This is a genomic window from Paenarthrobacter sp. (assembly GCF_031180005.1).
Classification (GTDB): Bacteria; Actinomycetota; Actinomycetes; order Actinomycetales; family Micrococcaceae; genus Arthrobacter.
On sequence record NZ_JAPSHI010000006.1, the window covers coordinates 116,553 to 135,317 of the forward strand.

16 protein-coding genes and 2 tRNA genes are annotated in these 18,765 nt (G+C 61.6%); 14 read left to right on the forward strand and 4 right to left on the reverse strand.

Features of this window, described 5'->3' with window-relative positions:
• Position 1: 1 nt before the first annotated feature.
• Positions 2-724: a Tat pathway signal protein gene (locus tag RIF72_RS06680; RefSeq protein WP_309074065.1), complete on the reverse strand. Its 723-nt coding sequence runs from the start codon at positions 722-724 to the stop codon at positions 2-4.
• Positions 725-876: 152 nt separating this feature from the next.
• Between RIF72_RS06680 and RIF72_RS06685 the strand changes: the two genes are divergently transcribed.
• The 4 genes from RIF72_RS06685 to RIF72_RS06700 all read left to right on the forward strand — a co-directional run bounded on the left by RIF72_RS06685 (position 877) and on the right by RIF72_RS06700 (position 6,333).
• A complete protein-coding gene (locus tag RIF72_RS06685) occupies positions 877-2,415 on the forward strand; it encodes an ATP-binding protein (protein WP_309074066.1) in 1,539 nt (512 codons plus the stop codon).
• Complete coding sequence (locus tag RIF72_RS06690; RefSeq protein WP_309074067.1) at positions 2,412-3,086, forward strand: response regulator; 675 nt, start codon at positions 2,412-2,414, stop codon at positions 3,084-3,086. The genes RIF72_RS06685 and RIF72_RS06690 overlap by 4 nt, the downstream gene beginning before the upstream one ends.
• 32 nt (positions 3,087-3,118) lie before the next feature.
• Positions 3,119-3,775 carry an MOSC domain-containing protein gene (locus tag RIF72_RS06695; protein ID WP_309074068.1) on the forward strand — a complete coding sequence of 219 codons (657 nt, stop codon included), beginning with the start codon at positions 3,119-3,121 and terminating at the stop codon, positions 3,773-3,775.
• Positions 3,776-4,167: 392 nt separating this feature from the next.
• Positions 4,168-6,333 (forward strand): DEAD/DEAH box helicase, encoded by a 2,166-nt coding sequence (locus tag RIF72_RS06700; RefSeq protein ID WP_309074069.1) that lies wholly within the window; start codon positions 4,168-4,170, stop codon positions 6,331-6,333.
• Between the two features lie 328 nt (positions 6,334-6,661).
• On the opposite strand, the gene RIF72_RS06705 is transcribed toward RIF72_RS06700, so the two are convergent.
• Together RIF72_RS06705 and RIF72_RS06710 are read right to left on the reverse strand one after the other, a co-directional pair.
• The gene (locus tag RIF72_RS06705; RefSeq protein ID WP_309074070.1) at positions 6,662-7,009 is read right to left on the reverse strand and encodes a hypothetical protein; all 348 of its coding nucleotides are present in this window, start codon (positions 7,007-7,009) and stop codon (positions 6,662-6,664) included.
• Positions 7,010-7,035: 26 nt separating this feature from the next.
• Complete coding sequence (locus tag RIF72_RS06710) at positions 7,036-7,713, reverse strand: hypothetical protein (protein ID WP_309074071.1); 678 nt, start codon at positions 7,711-7,713, stop codon at positions 7,036-7,038.
• A 342-nt stretch (positions 7,714-8,055) separates the two neighbouring features.
• On the opposite strand from RIF72_RS06710, the gene RIF72_RS06715 reads away from it, so the two are divergent.
• The 5 genes from RIF72_RS06715 (at position 8,056) to RIF72_RS06735 (ending at position 11,298) form a co-directional block, all read left to right on the forward strand.
• Positions 8,056-8,535: a LysM domain-containing protein gene (locus RIF72_RS06715; protein WP_309074072.1), complete on the forward strand. Its 480-nt coding sequence runs from the start codon at positions 8,056-8,058 to the stop codon at positions 8,533-8,535.
• A 152-nt stretch (positions 8,536-8,687) separates the two neighbouring features.
• A tRNA-Thr gene (locus RIF72_RS06720) sits at positions 8,688-8,759 on the forward strand.
• A 61-nt stretch (positions 8,760-8,820) separates the two neighbouring features.
• Positions 8,821-8,894, forward strand: a tRNA-Met gene (locus tag RIF72_RS06725).
• 65 nt (positions 8,895-8,959) lie between these two features.
• Positions 8,960-9,616, forward strand: coding sequence for an SDR family oxidoreductase (locus RIF72_RS06730; protein WP_309074073.1), 657 nt, complete (start codon positions 8,960-8,962; stop codon positions 9,614-9,616).
• 110 nt (positions 9,617-9,726) lie between these two features.
• Positions 9,727-11,298 (forward strand): Na+/H+ antiporter, encoded by a 1,572-nt coding sequence (locus RIF72_RS06735; RefSeq protein WP_309074074.1) that lies wholly within the window; start codon positions 9,727-9,729, stop codon positions 11,296-11,298.
• 18 nt (positions 11,299-11,316) lie between these two features.
• Here RIF72_RS06735 and RIF72_RS06740 read toward each other — a convergent pair whose 3' ends face one another.
• Positions 11,317-12,540 carry an ROK family protein gene (locus RIF72_RS06740; protein WP_309074075.1) on the reverse strand — a complete coding sequence of 408 codons (1,224 nt, stop codon included), beginning with the start codon at positions 12,538-12,540 and terminating at the stop codon, positions 11,317-11,319.
• A 239-nt stretch (positions 12,541-12,779) separates the two neighbouring features.
• On the opposite strand from RIF72_RS06740, the gene RIF72_RS06745 reads away from it, so the two are divergent.
• The 5 genes from RIF72_RS06745 (at position 12,780) to RIF72_RS06765 (ending at position 18,740) form a co-directional block, all read left to right on the forward strand.
• A complete protein-coding gene (locus tag RIF72_RS06745; protein ID WP_309074076.1) occupies positions 12,780-14,060 on the forward strand; it encodes an extracellular solute-binding protein in 1,281 nt (426 codons plus the stop codon).
• Positions 14,061-14,105: 45 nt separating this feature from the next.
• Positions 14,106-15,047: a sugar ABC transporter permease gene (locus tag RIF72_RS06750; RefSeq protein WP_309074077.1), complete on the forward strand. Its 942-nt coding sequence runs from the start codon at positions 14,106-14,108 to the stop codon at positions 15,045-15,047.
• Entirely contained in the window at positions 15,047-15,907 is an 861-nt protein-coding gene (locus tag RIF72_RS06755; protein ID WP_309074078.1) for a carbohydrate ABC transporter permease, read from the forward strand. The genes RIF72_RS06750 and RIF72_RS06755 overlap by 1 nt, the downstream gene beginning before the upstream one ends.
• Before the next feature lie 76 nt (positions 15,908-15,983).
• Positions 15,984-17,738 carry a glycoside hydrolase family 13 protein gene (locus tag RIF72_RS06760; RefSeq protein WP_309074079.1) on the forward strand — a complete coding sequence of 585 codons (1,755 nt, stop codon included), beginning with the start codon at positions 15,984-15,986 and terminating at the stop codon, positions 17,736-17,738.
• Positions 17,739-17,780: 42 nt separating this feature from the next.
• Positions 17,781-18,740 (forward strand): aldo/keto reductase, encoded by a 960-nt coding sequence (locus tag RIF72_RS06765; RefSeq protein ID WP_309074080.1) that lies wholly within the window; start codon positions 17,781-17,783, stop codon positions 18,738-18,740.
• Positions 18,741-18,765: the final 25 nt, after the last annotated feature.

The window sequence follows — 18,765 nt, forward strand, 5'->3', positions numbered from 1 at the left end:
CCTAGCCTCCCGAGCTTCCGCCGCTTTTGGAGCTGCTGCCGAAACCGCCGCGGCTGACCGTGCCGCCCTTGGTGCTGTAACCCTTGGAAGTCTTGGCGTCCGTAGGCACGTTCTTGGTATAGCTCGGGTAGGAGCTGCGGTTCTGGCCCACGGCGGGCACACTGGCCCCGCGGGAGTAGAAGTACCAGGCGTAGATCGCAGAACTTCGGCCCGCCGAACTGCTGTTGTCGCACTGGTTGTCGTCAACGCGCTCGCCGGTTTCCTCATTGAAACAGACCTGCGCGTAGTCGGCTTCCTTCTCGTTGCTGGCCACGATTGCGGTGATGGTGCCGGCCAAGAGGGCAGTCACACCCAGACCCACCACGACGGTGCGACGCTGCGAGCGCTTTTTCTTCTTTGCCGCCTCGGCCTCACCGCGCTCGCGTTCCTTGGCGAAGGGGTCAACCACGGGGAGGGGCTGGCCGGGCTGGGGCGTCCCGGCCGGGAATGCACCGCCCTGCGGTGCCCCGGCGGGAGTTTTCTTCCTCTTGCCTGTGCTCCCGTTGGTGGCGCCGCCTGGCGCCGGGTCGTTTTGCACGGGCGTGAACAGCTCAGGATGAAGTTCGGGTTTGGGTACCTGCCATGGAGGAGGCTTGGGCTGGTTATTGCCCGCTCCGAAGTCGCCGTTGTTGTCCCTGCCGCTGCCGTTGTTGCCGGCTGCGTCAGGGCTGTCTTTCGGGCCCATGTGTATCCCCCTGGATAGACCGTTGAAGTGTCCGGCGCCACGCCGGACCAGAATGCTCAGAGCAAGCCTAGTCCCTGTGCGCGGTGCAGGCACGGGTGACAGCCGTAAATGGGAAGAAGTCCCCACCTGCGGAACCATGTAAGGATGTAGCCATGGCGGGACCTGAAGCACGTAGCAACGTCGACGACGGCGTGCTGCTGCGGCTTCCGCCGGTTCGCGGCATTGGCTCCGCCCGGGTCATCACTGGCCTGGTGTTGGCTGTCCTGATGCCGCCCGGTATTGAACTCATGGTTACTGTCCTCGGTTTCCGCAACTTTGCCATGATCATGCTGTTGCAACTGGCAGTAGCTGTTGCGGTGGCGGCCATCGGTGGTTTGTGGCCCGCGGTGGTCGCCGCAGTGTTGGGCAGTGTCCTCCTTAATTACTTCTCCGCGGACCCTGTGGGTTCGCTGTCCATTGCCGATCCCACCACGTTGTTCACCTTGGTGGTTTTCCTTGGGGTGGCCTGTGGGGTGGCGCTCGCCGTGGGCCTCGCAAGCCGCCGCGCGCAGGAGGCGGCTCGCTCCGGGGCCGAGGCTACGGCCCTTAGTGAGCTGGCCCTGCGAATCCTTAGCTCGGATGGGAGCTTGGAATCGTTTCTGGAAAAAGTGCGCAGCAACCTGGGCATGGAGGCGGTAACGCTGCTGGGCTCGTCAGGCAAAGCGCCCGGAGCCCCGAGCATGGCTTCGGCCGGGGCCCAACGCGGGTTGCGTGTCCTGGCCAGTGCCGGCCCGAATCCGCCGTTGACCCATGCCGCCGCCGACCATGCCGCCGTCGTCGATCCCCACTACACCCTGCTGCTGCGGGGCGGGCCGTTGTCGGCGGAACACCAACGGATGTTGGCTGCGTTCGGGGCTTTCGTGGTGGCTGTCCGGGAGAGGCAGCAGCTGGTGAAGAGTCGGCGGGATAATGCGCGGTTGGCCGAGGGCAACAAGATGCGGACGTCCATCCTCCGCGCTGTGTCGCATGACCTTCGGACTCCCTTGGCCGGGATCAAGCTCGCTGTCAGCAGTCTGCGCCAGGAGGATGTGCATTTTCCGCCGGATGTTGAACGCGAGTTGCTGGAGACCATCGAGGAGTATGCGGACCGATTGGACCATTTGGTGGACAACCTCCTGGACATGTCCCGCATCACGGCGGACGCGGTCAACCCCCTGTTGACCGGAATTGTGTGGGCTGAGGTGCTGCCGCAGGCGCTAAGGGGAATCCCCCCAGCGCGGTTGCGTAATGAACTCCCGCCCAACCTTCCCCCCGTGCAGGCCGATACCGGAATGCTCGAGCGGGTGGTGGCCAACATCGTGGAGAATGCCATGAAGTACGCGCCCGACTCCGACGTGGTCCTGACCGCCCGTACGGGTGCCGGCATCACTTTGGGGGAGCGGCCCGCAGGCGAATTGAGGATCATCGATTACGGCAGGGGCGTCGGGCAGAAGGAAGTGGTGGATATTTTCCAGCCGTTCCAGCGCTTTGGCGATTCGCCGTCGCCTGCGATGGAAGGCGGAACCAGCGCTGGTGGCGGGATCGGCTTGGGACTGGCCGTCGCGAAGGGTTTCAGCGAGGCAATGGGTGGCAGGCTCGCAGCGGAGCCGACGCCGGGCGGCGGCCTGACCATGGTGGTCACCTTGCCGCTGTGGACAGGGGACCCGCAATGACGCTGGTGCTGATCGTGGAGGACGAAGCCCGTATCGCCAGGGCCATGCAGATCACACTTCAGGCCCATGGCTACCAGGCACTGACGGTGGGCACTGGCGCCGACGCCCTGCGGGCCGCTGCCAAGCAGCCCGTGAAAATCGTGGTGCTGGACCTTGGCCTGCCGGACAAGGACGGGGTGGAGGTTATCCGACGTATCCGCAGCTGGAGCAATATGCCCATCATCGTGCTGTCCGCCCGGCACGCATCGGAGGACAAAGTTGAAGCGCTCGACGCCGGTGCGGACGACTACGTGACCAAGCCTTTCGGTTTGGATGAACTGCTGGCGCGGCTTAGGGTCGCTTCGCGCCGGGTTGTGACCGAACACGAGGAACCAACGCTGGCCACCACGGACTTCATGGTTGACCTGGCAGGCAAGAAGATTCTCAAGGATGGCTCGGAAGTGCGCCTGACGCCCACGGAATGGAACATTCTGGAGCTGCTGGTCCGCAATAAGGGGAAGCTCGTGAGCCAGCAGCAGATCCTCACCCAGGTCTGGGGGCAGGCGTACGCGAAGGAAACACAGTACCTGCGCGTATATATAGCCCAGCTACGGCGAAAGCTGGAGCGGGATCCTGCCGAGCCCCGGCACCTGCATACGGAAGCCGGTATGGGCTACCGATTCGATCCTTAAGCTTGGAGCTGCCCGTCCGTACACTGGTGACCATGAACACCGCATCCCTCCTTGCCGTCTGCCGTGTCCACCAGCTGCTGCCCGACCCCGAGGGGAGTGTGGGGGTCACGGGCCTGGACAAACGTCCGGTAGAGGGGCAAATCAAGGTTCATAAACTTGGGCTCCACGGGGATGTGCAGGCAAACCGGGTGGATCACGGCGGGGAAGACCAAGCCCTGTACGCGTATTCGCAGGCAGATGCGGACTACTGGTCAGGTGAGTTGGACCGGGAGTTGCCTGCCGGCGTGTTCGGAGAGAACCTTCGTGTGGCCGGAATCGAAACCACCGGCGCGGTCATCGGCGAGCGCTGGAAGATTGGCCTGGATGTGGAGCTGGAAGTCACGTCCCCGCGAGTACCGTGCGCCACCTTCCAACGGGTGATCGGCGAACCCCAATGGGTGAAGCGTTTCACGCAGGCCGGTCGGGTTGGAACGTACCTCCGGGTGATCAAGACGGGCACCATTTCCGCAGGGGACCATATCCGCCGCACCTTCGTCCCCAAACACGGCATTACTGTGGGGCAATGGTTCAGCGAGCCCACCCCTGAGCTGGTGCAGATCCTCCTGGATGCGGACGCCGATGGGGAGATTCGTTTGCAGGAGGACTACCACCCGGTCTTCGAAAAGGTACTGCGGAGAAGCGGGTTCTAGAACCCCGTTGGGGGTCTTGCAAGCCAGTGTGAACAAGCTCACCCTGTCTTCAAGGACTCTCAACTCGCGGTGATGGGCCTCCGTGCCCTACACTTGAAATATCCCCCACTCCGGAAATCCCTTTATCCTGCCCAATTCTTGAGGCAGGACTGGTAAGTGTTGGGGCCCGCAAATGTGTGCGGGCATTTTCATAGGGAGAGCCGGCTAAAGAAAACGCTGTACAGACTGCTGGGATAGCAGCCAAGAGATGCAGCGGGAAGTCCTGCCATGGGATTGCGATAGCGCCGGACTTCTTGCGAAAGCAGGGCACCTTTTCCTGTTTCTCGCGACGAGTAATGCGGCCAGCCCAACCGGGCCGCGCCGACTGCCCTATGGATGAGGAATTTCCCCCTATGACCGAAAATCTCAACGAAAACTTCGACGCCACCACGGCTGAGTCCGCTGAAGCAGCAGAGACCTCCGCACCCGCCGAAGCTGAAGCACCGGCTACTGCCGCTGCCCCCGTCGAGACCGTTGCAGCTGAGACTGCAGCCCCCGCCTTCACCGAAGCTCCTGCCCCCAAGGTAGAAGAAGAGGAAGAAGAAGGCGTCAAGTTCGTCGATCTTGGTATTGACGGACGCGTTCTGGCCGCCCTGCAGGATGTTGGCTACGAAAAGCCGTCTCCCATCCAGGCAGCCACCATCCCGCTGCTTCTTGAAGGTCGCGACGTCGTTGGCCTCGCCCAGACCGGTACCGGCAAGACCGCAGCTTTCGCTGTACCTGCCCTGTCCCGTCTGGCCGAACTTCATGACCTCAACGGCCCGTCCCGCAAGACCCAGGCCCTGGTCCTGGCTCCGACGCGTGAACTGGCTCTGCAGGTTGCGGAGGCCTTCACTTCCTACGCCAAGCACATTGATGATTTCACCGTGCTCCCGGTCTACGGTGGCTCGGCTTACGGCCCCCAGCTCGCAGGCCTGCGCCGCGGTGCACAGGTTGTTGTCGGTACCCCCGGCCGCGTGATCGATCACATCGCGAAGGGCTCCCTGGACCTCTCCGAACTCCAGTACCTGGTACTGGACGAAGCTGACGAAATGCTGCGCATGGGCTTTGCCGATGACGTGGAGCAGATTTTCCAGCAGACTCCGGAAACCCGCCAGGTTGCGTTGTTCTCTGCCACCATGCCGGGCCAGATCCGCCGCATGTCCAAGCAGTACCTGAACAACCCGGCCGAGATCTCGGTGAAGTCCAAGACCACCACCGGTGCCAACACCAAGCAGCGCTACCTTCAGGTCATGGGCCCGCACAAGCTGGACGCCCTGACCCGCATCCTTGAGGTGGAAGAATTCGACGGCGTTATCGCCTTCGTGCGCACCAAGATGGCTACCGAGGACCTGGCAGACAAGCTCAAGGCCCGCGGTTTCCAGGCTGCCGCCATCAACGGCGACATCCCGCAGCAGCAGCGCGAACGCACTGTGGACGCGCTGAAGGAAGGCCGCATCGACATCCTGGTTGCTACCGACGTCGCGGCCCGTGGCCTTGACGTTGAGCGCATCAGCCATGTGATCAACTACGACATCCCCCACGACACTGAGTCCTACGTGCACCGCATTGGCCGTACGGGCCGTGCAGGCCGTTCCGGCGATGCCATCCTGTTCATGACGCCGCGTGAAAAGTACCTGCTGCGTTCCATCGAAAAGGCCACGCGTCAGCCGGTGGAGCAGATGCACCTGCCTACCGCCGAGACCGTCAACACTCTTCGCCTGGGCAAGTTCGCCGAGCGCATCACCGAGACCCTCGAGTCCGAGGATGTTGCAGCGTTCCGCGACCTCATCTCCTCCTACGAGGAAGAGCACAACGTTCCGGCGTCGGAAATCGCTGCAGCCCTGGCCGTCATGGCCCAGGGTGGACAGCCGCTGCTGGTCAAGGAACTGCCTGCCGCTCCTGAGTACCAGAAGCGCGAGCGCTCCAAGGACGGCTTCGGTTCCCGTGGTCCGACCCGTGCACTTACCGAGGGCAACGCCACCTACCGGATCTCCGTGGGACGCCGCCAGCGCGTCATGCCGGGCTCCATCGTTGGTGCCATTGCCAATGAAGGCGGTATCTCGTCCGCGCAAATCGGCGGCATCGACATCCGCTCGGACCACTCCCTGGTGGAGCTCCCGGCAGACCTGAGCCCCGAGCAGCTGCGCGCACTGTCCCGCACCCGCATCGGTGGCGAACTGATCAACCTCGAGCTGGATAACGGCCGCCGGCCCAGCGGCGACCGTGGCAGCTACCAGGGTGGCGGCTCTGGCGGACGTGGTGGCTATGGCGACCGCGAAAACCGTGGCGGCGGAAACTTCAAGGGTGCCGGTGGCTTCAAGAAGGACTTCCGCAAGTCCGACGGCGAGCGTACCTCCGCTGACCGTGGTGGCCGCTCCTACAGCGACCGCTCCGAGCGCACCGCAGGCAGCTTCGGCGACCGCGACCGCGGACAGGCAAGCGGTTCCCGCTTCGGCGGTCATGGTGACGGCGCACGCAAGCCCCGCAGTGGCGGCGAAGGCGGACACCGCGATTTCAACCGCAAGGGCAAGTGGTAAACACTTTCTTGGTGATCACCACTGAGTAATTCCCGTGAGGGGGTCGGCTTTCGAGCCGGCCCCCTCACGCGTTTAACCCCTTGCTCCGGGGCTACTTCCGGGACGGAGGCTGTCCCGTAGGGGATCCGCTAGCGGCGCAGTTTCAGCCGATCGGCCAGGCACTACACTTAATCCTCCGGGACCAAAGGAGAACCCGGAGCTTAGTCACCGCATCCTTTGACCCCTTAGAACCTTTGAAGAGACATATCCCAGAATCGGAAAGGGCGGGCGGCCAGAGTTTCGCCGCCCACCCCCTCTTGCCTTGTGAATCCGGCAGAGCCGTCAGATTCTAGGTTGGTATTTCACCGATCCATTCCAAGCCAGGAAACTCGGCATTAAGGCCCTTTAACCGTTCCGTATCCACTGTTCTTCCGTGGGCCGTTGGTTCGATGAGCTCACTAACTACAATGCTTCGGACTACTTCGCGAGGAAGCCCATGGAACTCGTTGAGGTCGGCCACGCGGTAAGCTCTCGCGCTGAGGTGCTTCTCCCAGTCTTCGTAAACTAGAACAAGCACATCGGGGGCAAGTGGTCTTACAGCCCGGTAGCGTATGGTACCGAGGGACCGAGAAGAAGTATCGGAGAACCCGTCTGTAAATGCTTTCATCCACACGTCGAGTTTCATCCCGTCGTCCACTGGTTCCTCCTCCGGGTTGATCGGGTCTATTTGGTAGCCGACAAGTCGGCTTGCTTGATCTTCTTCTGCTGCTTATCGAGATCGGACCGGTCGACCGTTGAACCTACTGCAAGCGGCTCAAAGCTGATGTAAAGGGAGCCGGGGCTTGTTGGCTGGACCTTCTTATCAGCAGACTCGGTACCGGCTGTGCTGCGACTAAGAGTTCCGTCCATGGCTCCAGTGACCCACCAGGGACAGACGATGTATCCCTCGCAGTAAATGGTCTTAAGGCCGAGCTGTCCATATACGGGTTGACCATAGTAGGTAGTGACGGACTGCGTTCCGGTCACCGTCTTGACAGGTTGCGAGGCGTCAACTTGGCAACCAAACGAATCGCATGTGATCTTGTTGGCGTAAACGCGCGTGAGGAAGTCAGTTCCTTCCCACCAGCGTTCTGTTCCACCCATGGCCCATGAGATCGCGCCGACGCTATAGATGCCGTGCTTCCACCATGCTTTGTCAAAGCCGAAACCTTGGTCGGCATCGGAATCGTAGAAGCCTCGTCGGATTGGGTAATTTGCGGCGCTTCCCTGGCCATAGCCCATAACTTCGTTGGATGGGTAGCCTGGCGGCGGTGGCGCCGCTTGGGCGGGCGCAGAGACTGTTGCGGCCACTATCGTAAAAGTAGCGAAGGCAAGCAGAAGTGTCTTCCGAATGTTTTTCATACCATGTAGTGGCGGTCACAGTTGAATCGTGACGCAGAACACAAGTGTTCGGCAATCTGGCGGACCGAGTTTCCTTGGTTACACCTCCAGTCAGCGCACCACCCTAAGCCGCGTTTATCGGAATCTCCACCGCTCGGGCAGTCCCGGATTCCCATATGCCCCGCTCCGAAACTGCCCGCTGAAGGTGCGCTAAACGCTACACAACCCTCCGCGAGATGGGTCCTCCCAGAGACCACTTTAGTGGGGTTCACGAACGACCCCTTGCGACGTTGTGGAACCCACACGGGTATTTCGAGCAGAACCGGGGTGACGTCGGCCACTGCGCCGCCGTACTATCACCTCATGGGATTGCTGGACAACGTGAAGAAGAACCTGGGCTTCGGCGGCAAGGACGCTGGTGAAAGAAGTGAGGCAGCTCCGGTAGACCAGAGTGCTGCGAGCCAGGCAGCGGAGGATGGTGCCGCCGTCGAGGTTTCCACTGCGGACAAGGCCGCTTCGGAGGCTGCTGCCGCGCAGGCAGCCCGGCAGCAGGCGGCTGCGGACGCTGCCGCAGCTCAGGAGGCCGAGCAGGAGGGCTTGGAACCCGAGGCCCCGGAAGTCCAGCCGCAGGCGCAGGAGGCCGCCTCTGAGGCCGCGGCAGGGACCGGTCGGCCGGGAGCGGTGGCGCCGCGGGTCACGGAGGTTGTGGTGGAGCAGGGGGACACCATGAGTGGAATCGCCGCGCAGTACGGCGTGGACCTTGGTGCCCTCATCGCCACCAACGCAGATACGGTGCCTAACCCGGATCAGATCTACCCTGGGCAGGTGCTCCGGCTGCCCTGATTCGGTCCACCTAAAGAGCCCACGGTGATTGCCGGCGGTGCACAATACGGATCAGGAAACATGCGTCTTCGCAAATTGTGTCGGCGCCGTTTTTCCGCGTTTTTTCGCCGATTTGTAGCTTCTGAAAACGTCCGGTAGAGTATTTACTCGTTGCCCCCCTAGCTCAGTGGTAGAGCGCGTTCTTGGTAAGAACGAGGTCACCGGATCGATTCCGGTGGGGGGCTCTGGATGAGGGCCTGTGTCAAGGCGGTTTTGACCGGCTTGACACAGGTTTTTCTCATTCGTGGCGGTGTAGCTCAGTTGGTTAGAGCGCACGACTCATAATCGTGAGGTCGGGAGATCGAGCCTCCCCACCGCTACAGAGCAAGACCCCGCAGCATTCGCCTGCGGGGTCTTTTTTTGTTCCGTGGGACAGAATGGTTTCATGAGCCGAATCGCAATCATTGGCGGCCACGGGAAAGTGGCCCTGCATCTGTCCCGCATTCTTAGTGGCGAAGGTCACGACGTCACGTCCATCATCCGAAATCCCGATCATGTGGCAGATGTCACGGAGACCGGAGCGACTGCTGAGGTGCTGGACGTGGAAAATTCGACGACGGCGGATCTCGCCCAGGCGTTCAAGGGCCACGACGCCGTGGTCTGGTCGGCCGGGGCCGGCGGAGGCAATCCTGCCAGGACCTACGCCGTGGACCGTGACGCAGCCATCCGCTCGATGGACGCGGCGGGGGAGGCCGGCGTCAAGCGGTATGTGATGGTGTCCTACATCGGCGCCGCCAAAGATCACGGCGTCCCGGAAGACCACCCGTTCTTCGCCTATGCCGAGGCCAAAGCGGCGGCAGACGACTACCTGCGCAGCACCGACCTCGACTGGACCGTCCTGGGCCCGGGAACTTTGACGAACGAGCCTGCGACGGGTCTGATCGAAACGGATCCAGCCAACCCCGGCAATGGCACGGAGACCTCCAGGGCCAACGTTGCCTTGGTGACAGCGGCAGTCCTGGAATTGCCGGGGACCATCCACCGGACCATCACGTTCAAGGATGGTACCGACGATGTTGTGGACGCCTTGACGGAGGACTGACGCAGCGCTGCCTATTCGCCGGGATGGGCCTGTGCACCGGGATATGTTTGTAGGGAACTTTTTCGGCTTCGCCTGGGGAAGTGCCGTGCAACTTCAGGGGAAGCAGGAGAATGGATCAGTTGGCGCTCATTGTCGGGTTGCTGCTTGCAACGGTGCTGGCAGTGGGCTTGGGGGACAGGCTCCGGCTTCCCTACCCCGTCCTGATGCTGCTTCTGGCCGTTGCCCTCACCTTCATACCGGGCTTCCCCGAGTTTGAGATTTCGCCTGAACTGATCCTGCCCATCTTCCTTCCGCCTTTGCTGTTCGCAACGGCGCAGAAGAGTTCCTGGGCTGTCTTCCGGGTGCGTTGGCGGACACTTCTGCTGATGGCTGTGGCCCTCGTGGTCGTGTCCACAGCAGTGGTGGCTGGCGCTGCGTGGCTCATGATTCCGGGCATCGGCATCCCGGCTGCCATCGCCTTGGGTGCCATGGTGGCCCCGCCGGACCCCGTTGCCGTGGAGTCCGTGGCGGGCCGAGTGCACATGCCGCGCCGGCTCATCACGGTCCTTCAGAGCGAAGGACTCTTCAATGACGCCGCGGCAATCGTGATCTTCCAGGCAGCGGTGGCAGCAACAATGTCGGGCAAGGAAGTGGGCCCGGAAGTAATTCCGCAGTTCGTCATTGGCGCTGCGCTGGCTGTTCTGCTTGGCATCGCGATGGGCTGGTTGACCAAGTTCATCACCAAGCTGGTCACCTCCATGGTTGCCCGAAGCGCTGTGACCTTGGTGGTTCCTTTTGCCGCGTATATTCTCGCGGAAGAGCTGCACGCCTCAGGTGTGGTGGCCGTCGTCGTCACCGCCTTGGAACTGCAGCGTCATACGCGGCCGCAGGACGCTGCCGAGCGGATTACCCGCACCGCCTTTTGGGATGTCGTGGAGCTGCTGGCCACCGGGCTGGCCTTTGGGCTGGTGGGGCTGGAGATCCGTCACGTCATCCGCGATGAAGGTACTGCCATTTTCGGGATGATCGGCATGGCCGTGGTGATCTGCGTCCTGGTGTTCGTAGTGCGCTTCCTCTGGCTGGGCCTCCTCGCCCTCACTGCACGTAAGCGCAGAAACCTGTTGCAACCGACGTCGCCCAAGGAAGTGTTGATCCTGACGTGGTGCGGCATGCGTGGCCTGGCCACCTTGGCGCTGGCTTTGGCCCTCCCCATGACCTTGCCGGATGGCAGCGACTTCCCGGCCCGTCACGAGATCCTGGTGATTGCCTGTGCGGTGCTCCTGGCCACTCTGGTCCTCCCTGGCCTGACTCTGCCGTGGCTCATGCGCGTCCTGGACGCGACGGAGGACGGATCACATGAGCAGGACGCGGCCAAGGTCCTTGCCAAGCGTGCCCAGTCGGCGGCCGTGGCAGCTTTGAAAGACCATGACCTCATGAAGGAACTCCCCGCCGAGAAGGTGACCTTGGTCAAGGAAAAGATGCGCCGCCTCCATGCCGAGCTCTTGGATGGCACGTTGCAGAACGAATCCGTTGCTGAGAAGCGCAAGCGTGGACGGGAGCTGGCCATCGCCGTGCAGACCATCGCCCTCGATGCCGCCAGGCAGGAAGTGGTGGCAGCCCGCAACGAGCCAGGCACCGATCCGGAGGTGGCTGACAGGGTCCTCCGACAACTGGACCTGCGGACCATGTCAATGCCGGACTAGGGCCGATGTTGGACCAGGTCAGCCCGCAGCAACTTGCGTTGACAGTGAGGCCGGGTAGAGGTCCAGTGCATTCTCTTCCACGTAGTCCAACGCGTGGCGGATGGCACCAAGGGACACAATGCCATCTCCCAAGGTTGATGTTGCCAAGCGTGGGGGAGTGAAGGTGAAGTCCGGCACCTGTTCTTCCATGGCTGGGATCAAGGTCTGGGAAGAAGCCGCGACGGCTCCGGCAATCACCACCAGCTCAGGATTGACCAACGTACTGATTGAGCCAATCACCCGGGCCATGCGGTGCGCCATAAGGTCGAGGACTTTACGCGCTGCGTGGTCGCCTTCCTTTGCTGCCCTGAAAACCATCTCTGCCGTCAGGGCTTCAGGATCACCGCCGCACAGTGCCCGCAGTTCAGTTTCCGCGCCGGATTCGAGGGCTTCCCTGCCCCATAGCGTTGCGTAGTGGGCAATGCCGTAGGTGTCGCCCACCCCGTCCACGTTGTCCAGGTATCCCAGTTCGCCAAAACCACCAACCTGCCCGTGGAGCAATCGGCCGGATTCGAGGATGCCGGCCCCCAATCGGTCACCGGCCAGCATGACTACCAGGTTGTCGACTCCTTGTGCGCTTCCCTGCCACCGTTCTGCGAGGGCTGCAAGGTTGGCGTCGTTTTCCAAGAGCACGTGCCAACCGTGGCGCTCGGACACGATCTTGCGGACATCGAACGATTTCCAGAATTCCTGTGCCCTGAGGACCTCGCCCGCCCGGCTGACCGGGGCAGCCACGCCAACGGACACGGCTAAAACAGAGTCGGCGGATACGCCCGCCTTCTCCAAGGCCTCTGCCGCGATTCTGTCCAGCACGTCTGCGCGTTCATTGGCCGGGACGTTGTAGGCGCGGAAAGGCATGGTGACCTGGGACAAGGGCGTACCGGCCATGTCGGCCACGATCGCTGTGATCTTGTTGGCACCTATATCGATGCCGATCACGCTGGCCGCACTGTCGTCAAAAGCGAAGCGCCGGGCAGGCCTGCCTTTGACGTAATCACCGGCTCCTCGCTGGTTCTCCAATTCCTGGAGCCAGCCGAGCCGAACGAGTTCGTCGCAGATCGAAATGACGGTGGCTCGTGAAAGCCCGGTGGCAGCCATCAGCTCGGTGCCGGTGACGATGCCGGCGCCGCGCATGGCTTTGAGCATGGCGCTGGCATTGACCCTGCGTACCAGTTGCGTTGACGGTGCGGTCCCGGTCTGCATTAGGAGCTCCCACTTTTCAGCCGTCCGATCGGAGTGATAGAGCGGTCTCTCTAAATTTAGTACATAAATTTAGATGACAATGCATTTCGACAAACCCTTGACCCTGTGGCGGGAATCACTCACCATGGATAGCGATAGGTCATAAATTTACCTCCTATCTAAACTTCGGGTGGCGATGCGCATCGTCCGCCGCACGATGGAAATGCGGCCACTGAGGTCCGCAAGACGAAAGGGCTACAGTGTCTGTGAAACCGACACGCAGGAAACGCTTTGCAGCAATAGGCCTGGGCTTGGCACTGCTCGCCGGCCTACTCTCCGGCTGCGCCGGAGACGCAGGGAATTCGGAGAAAGAGACGATCCGCTTCACGTTCAGCAAACGGGAAGCCATCGGGTTCATGACCAAACTTGTTGCCGACTACAACGCGTCCCAGGACGAAACCGAGGTGGTACTGGACACTTCCGGCGTCGACGTCGTGTCCGCGAGTTTCGTTCGCGGCAACCCGCCGGACATCGCCCTTGCCAACTACAACATGGAGACGTCCCGGTTCGTCCAGCGCGGAGCGTTGAGCGACTTGTCAGGGACGGAGGCAGCATCCCGCATTCGCGAGGACCTCCAGCCACTCATGGAGCAGTACGGTTCGTACCCGGGCCGGACCAGCGCCCTGCCGTATTCGGTCATGGCGTCGTCCGTGATCTACAACAAGGAAATCTTCGCTGCCAACAACATTGCCGTGCCCACCACCTGGAGCGAATTGATCGCAGCCTGTGAAGCTCTGAAAGCCGCTGGAGTAACGCCGTTCTATGCCACGTGGAAGGATGACTGGACCATCGCCCAAGGGTGGTTTGACTACTCTGTAGGCGGCCAAGTGGACACCCTTGACTTCTTCAAGAAGCTTGAAGCTGAAGGGGTGGACGTTGGGCCGGAGTCTTCGGTGTCATTCCAGAAGGACTTTGACCAACCCGTCCAGAAAATGTTGACACTGGCTAAAAGCTACGTGAACAAGGATGCTGCTAGCCGGGCATACGGCGACGGCAACCTCGCGTTTTCACAGGGCAAAGCTGCGATGTATCTCCAAGGTCCCTGGGCTTTCAGCGAGATCGCCAAGACCGCCCCCGACCTGAAGCTCGGAACCTTTCCGCTGCCGATGACTGAGGACCCTGAGGATTTGCGCGTCCGCGTCAATGTTGACCTCGCGGCCTGGATTCCGGAGGCCTCCAAGCATAAGGATGCTGCACGGGGCTTCCTCGAGTATTTGTACCGGCCTGAGGTGATTGATGCTTACAACAAATCGCAGCTGGGCTTCACGCCCACCAAGGAGACTGCCAACGTCCCGGACCCCCGGATTGAGGGAATGGTGGAGTACTACGACAACGGCAAGGTTTATCAGGGCCCGTCGGTGCTCGTTCCCCGCACCATCCCGATCATGAACTACACGCAGGCAATCGTGTTCGGCGCACCCCCTGCATCCACCCTCCGCACCCTCGACGCAGATTGGGCGCGCCTGGCGTTCCGCCAGTAGTGCAGACCGTTCCGCCAGTAGTGCAGACCATAGGGAGTCAGCTACATGTCCACCATCACCACCCCCACCACGTCCAAGCAGGGCCTTCAAAAGCAGGGCCGTCAAAAGCGGCCCCAAACCCAACGCAGCAGGCGGCGCGTTGAACCGATCTTCTACCTTTTCCTGGTTCCCAGCCTCATTCTGTTCACGCTGGCCATCACGGTTCCGGGCATCATGGGCATCTTCTTCAGTTTCACGAACTCCATTGGAATCGGTGACTGGGATTTCATTGGCCTAACCAACTACATCGCGATCTTCAGCGACCCGGCGATCCTGCAGAGCTACCTGTTCACTTTCGGATTCTCCATCGTCACAGTGATCGCGGTAAACGTGATCGCCTTCCTGCTTGCCGTCGGGCTCACCGCGCGTATCCGGATGAAAACAGCGCTTCGGACCATCTTCGTCATCCCCATGGTGGTTTCCGGCATCATCATCGCCTACGTCTTCAACTTCCTGTTTTCGAACTCCTTGCCGTCCCTCGGGGCTGCGGCAGGAATTCCATGGCTGGAAAGTAGCTTGCTGGCCAATCCCGACCTCGCGTGGATTGCGATCGTGCTGGTCACGGCCTGGCAGGCAGTCCCTGGGGCTCTGCTCATTTACATTGCGGGCCTGGTTGCGGTGCCCGGAGATGTGTATGAGGCTGCGGAAATCGACGGAGCGAGCAAATTCCAGCAGCTTCTGAAGATCACCCTTCCCCTGGTGGCCGGTTACGTGGTCATCAACATCATTCTCGGGTTCAAGGGCTTCCTCAACGCTTATGACATCATCGTCGGGCTGACCAACGGAGGCCCGGGAACCTCTACCCGGAGCATCGCGATGACTGTTATTTCCGGCTTCAACGGCGGCGACTACGCCTATCAGATGGCCAACGCGACGATCTTCTTCGTGGTCGCCATCCTCATCTCTCTTGTACAGCTTTCGCTGACTCGCGGACGGAACGCACTGTAATGACCAACGAATCGATGACAAGAAAATCCAGCTCCAAAGTGGAACGCGTCAACTGGCCGGCAACCACCGTCCTCGTTCTTTGTGCAGTGACTGTGCTTCTTCCCCTGTACGTCACGGTCTCCATGGCGTTCAAGACCCAGGGGCAGGCGGTGGATGGCAATGCCTTCTCGTTCCCCGCTCCATTTAGCCTGGAGGGCTTCGTTCAAGCGTGGACCCTCACGAACTTCCCGGTGGGGGCCGCGATGTCGTTGCTGGTGACGGCGGGTACCGTCCTTGCCACCATCATCCTGGCCGCCTTCGCCTCCTACGCGATCGTTCGGAACTGGGAACGGCGGCTGTTCAGGTACTCGTTCTTCTACCTTTTGGGGGCCATGTTCATCCCCTTCCCTGTGGTTGCGCTGCCGCAGATCCAGCTCACCGGCCGCCTCGGCCTGGACAACCCGTTCGGCGTGATCCTGCTGGCCACCATGTTCCAGCTGAGCTTCAGCGTGCTGCTCTTCACCGCGTTCCTGCGTTCGATCCCGATGGAATTGGAAGAGAGCGCCAGGATAGATGGCGCAACAACCTGGCAGACCTTCTGGAAGCTGATTTTTCCGCTGCTGGCGCCGATGAGTGCAACCGTTGGGATCTTCGCTTTCCTCTACGCATGGAATGACTTCATGATGCCGTCGCTGATTATTTCCGATCCGGCATTGCAGACGCTTCCTGTGCGGCAGAACCTTTTCCAAACGCAGTTCAGTAACAACTACCACGTGTCCTTCGCGTCCTACTTGATGGCCATGGCACCGGCGATCATCGCCTACCTGTTTACGCAGCGTTGGGTTATGGCCGGGGTGACACAGGGCGCCGTTAAGGGCTAGCAGTTGTTGACCTTCCCGGACCAGAGTTTCATACTGGTCCAGAAGATAAATTTAGATTCTAAATCAAAGGAGTTTCGTGAGTACTTCCGCCACTCAGGCACACCGCACTGAAGCCGACCGCATGTCCGATCCGAACTGGTGGCGCCAAGCCGCCGTTTACCAGATCTACCCGCGCAGCTTCTACGACGCGAACGGTGACGGACTGGGAGACATCAAGGGCATCACGGCCAAAGTCCCCTACCTGAAGGACTTGGGGATCGACGCCGTCTGGCTGAGTCCGTTCTACCCGTCGGCGCTCGCGGACGGCGGCTACGACGTGGACGACTACCGCAACGTGGACCCTAAGCTGGGGACCCTTGAGGACTTTGACGAGATGGCCGCCGCCATGCACGCCGCAGGCATCAAGATAGTGGTGGACATCGTTCCCAACCACTCCTCCGACCGCCACGAGTGGTTCAAGGAAGCGCTGGCCTCACCCAAGGGCTCCGCGGCACGCGACCGCTACATCTTCCGCGACGGGCGGGGCGAAAACGGCGAGTTGCCGCCGTCGGACTGGGACTCCGTCTTCGGTGGACCCATCTGGGACCGGATTACCGAGCCTGATGGCACGCCCGGACAGTGGTACCTGCACATCTTTGCCAAGGAGCAGCCGGACTTCAACTGGGAGAACCCGGAGATCCGGGAGGACTTCCTCAAGACACTGCGCTTCTGGTCGGATCGCGGCGTGGACGGTTTCCGCATCGACGTCGCCCACGGCATGGCCAAGGATCTTTCCGAGCCGCTGCCCATGAAGGCTGACTTGGAAGCCAAAGCCCATGGCACGGACGGCTTCACCGACGGTTCCCACCCGTTCTGGGACCGCGACGAAGTTCACGAGGTCTACGCCGAGTGGCGCAAACTCTTCAATGAGTACAAACCGCCGCGGACCGCCGTCGCCGAGGCTTGGGTGCACGAGTCCCGCCGCTCCCGCTACGCCAGCCCCGAAGGTCTGGGCCAGGCCTTCAACTTCGACCTCCTGCAGTCCGACTACGACGCGGAATCCTTCCGGAAGATCATCACGGACAACCTGGTAGCGGCCAAAGAATCCGGAGCCTCCTCCACGTGGGTCTTCTCCAACCACGACGTCGTCCGCCACGCCACCCGGTACGGCCTGCCCAAGGGCGGCTCCGTAGCGCAGGGAACCAATGCGGCGCAGGACATCACCGGCGGCGAGCCCAAAGGCCAGGACGGCAAGGGCTGGCTGCTGGCCGGCGCGCCGGCTGAAGAGCTCGACGTCGAACTTGGCTTGCGTCGTGCGCGCGCCGCGACGCTTTTGCTGCTTGCGCTTCCTGGTTCTGCCTACCTCTACCAGGGTGAAGAGCTCGGGCTGCGTGAAGTCTCGGAAATCCCTGATTCCGAACGCCAGGACCCGTCCTTCTTCCGGAACCCCGGCGTCGAGATTGGCCGCGATGGTTGCCGTGTACCGCTGCCATGGACCGCGGAAGGCCCTTCCTTCGGCTTCGGTGCCGGCAAAGCACACCTTCCGCAGCCGGAGTGGTTCAAGGATTATGCGGTGTCGAAGCAGGAGGGTGTGGAAGGTTCCACCCTGGAGCTCTACCGGAAGGCACTGAGCCTGCGGAGCGAACTCCAGACCGATGAGGAGCTTGAATGGGTGGAGACCGGCAACCAGGACGTGCTTCATTTCGTCCGCCCCGGCGGCTGGCATGCGGTGACCAACTTCGGCAGCAAGCCGGTGGAGCTTCCGGAAGGAAAGGCAGTGGTTTCCAGCGCACCGCTGGAGGATGGCAAGCTGCCCGCCGACACCACCGCGTGGATTGTCAGCAACGCGTAAGCGCTGAGGACACTACTGGCGCTGCGGCAGAATACTGAAGTTATGACGAATGCGAACGGGCGGGGACGCCTGATTTATGGCTGCATGGGACTCGGCGGCCCTTGGGACGGCACGTCCTATGGGGCTTTGGAGATCGATCAGGCAGCTGCGGTGATTGAAGCTGCGCAAGGTATTGGCATTGAGCTTTTCGATCATGCGGATATCTATCGCAGCGGAAAGTCCGAGGCCGTCTTTGGTGAGGTCCTTGCCCGTTCGCAGGGTCTGCGCGACAAGATCCAGCTGCAGACCAAGTGCGGGATCAGGCTGGGGGAGCGCGGACTGGAGACGCATTACGACCTCAGCCGTGACGCCATCTTTGAACGGGTCAACGAAAGCCTGAAGCGGCTCCAAACGGACTACGTGGATGTGCTCCTCCTGCACCGGCCCGATCCGTTGATGGACCCGCGCGAGGTGGCGGACGCCGTCGGACAGCTCATGGCGGAAGGCAAGGTGCGGCAGTTGGGCGTGTCCAACATGTCCGGCGCTCAGATCGCTTTCCTGCAGGACGAGTTGGAGACGCCCATCGTGGCGAACCAGCTGGAAATGAGCCTGCTCCGCCGGGGCTGGCTGGAGAGTACCGTGCTGGTCAACCATGCGGAAAGTCTGGAATACAGCTTTCCGCATGGGACTCTTGAGCACTGCATGGCCAAGGGAATTGAACTGCAGGCCTACGGGTCGTTGGCCCAGGGACGCTATACAGGTGCGCCGTCCGCGGAGCTTTCGCCGGCCGATTCGGCTACAGCGGAGATGCTTGAGAAATTGGCAGGGGAGAAGAACACCACGCCGGAGTCGGTACTGCTGGGCTGGCTCATGAAGCACCCGGCCAGGATCTCGCCGGTAGTCGGAACCACCAACCCTGCCCGAATTGCTGCCTGCGCCGGTGCTGCCTCCGTGGCTGCCGACATGACCCGTGCCGAGTGGTACGGACTGTGGGTGGCAGCGCGGGGAAACAACATCCCCTAACGCCGGTTTTAACCCAACTGAGTCG

Bases quoted from the DNA above. Each gene is read 5' to 3' on its own strand.
- RIF72_RS06690 (WP_309074067.1), top strand. From the start codon at position 2,412: ATGACGCTGGTGCTGATCGTGGAGGACGAAGCCCGTATCGCCAGGGCC.
- RIF72_RS06740 (WP_309074075.1), bottom strand. From the start codon at position 12,540: ATGCAGACCGGGACCGCACCGTCAACGCAACTGGTACGCAGGGTCAAT.
- RIF72_RS06750 (WP_309074077.1), top strand. From the start codon at position 14,106: ATGTCCACCATCACCACCCCCACCACGTCCAAGCAGGGCCTTCAAAAG.
- RIF72_RS06685 (WP_309074066.1), top strand. From the start codon at position 877: ATGGCGGGACCTGAAGCACGTAGCAACGTCGACGACGGCGTGCTGCTG.
- RIF72_RS06755 (WP_309074078.1), top strand. From the start codon at position 15,047: ATGACCAACGAATCGATGACAAGAAAATCCAGCTCCAAAGTGGAACGC.
- RIF72_RS06715 (WP_309074072.1), top strand. From the start codon at position 8,056: ATGGGATTGCTGGACAACGTGAAGAAGAACCTGGGCTTCGGCGGCAAG.
- RIF72_RS06680 (WP_309074065.1), bottom strand. From the start codon at position 724: ATGGGCCCGAAAGACAGCCCTGACGCAGCCGGCAACAACGGCAGCGGC.
- RIF72_RS06695 (WP_309074068.1), top strand. From the start codon at position 3,119: ATGAACACCGCATCCCTCCTTGCCGTCTGCCGTGTCCACCAGCTGCTG.
- RIF72_RS06710 (WP_309074071.1), bottom strand. From the start codon at position 7,713: ATGAAAAACATTCGGAAGACACTTCTGCTTGCCTTCGCTACTTTTACG.
- RIF72_RS06730 (WP_309074073.1), top strand. From the start codon at position 8,960: ATGAGCCGAATCGCAATCATTGGCGGCCACGGGAAAGTGGCCCTGCAT.
- RIF72_RS06765 (WP_309074080.1), top strand. From the start codon at position 17,781: ATGACGAATGCGAACGGGCGGGGACGCCTGATTTATGGCTGCATGGGA.
- RIF72_RS06700 (WP_309074069.1), top strand. From the start codon at position 4,168: ATGACCGAAAATCTCAACGAAAACTTCGACGCCACCACGGCTGAGTCC.
- RIF72_RS06735 (WP_309074074.1), top strand. From the start codon at position 9,727: ATGGATCAGTTGGCGCTCATTGTCGGGTTGCTGCTTGCAACGGTGCTG.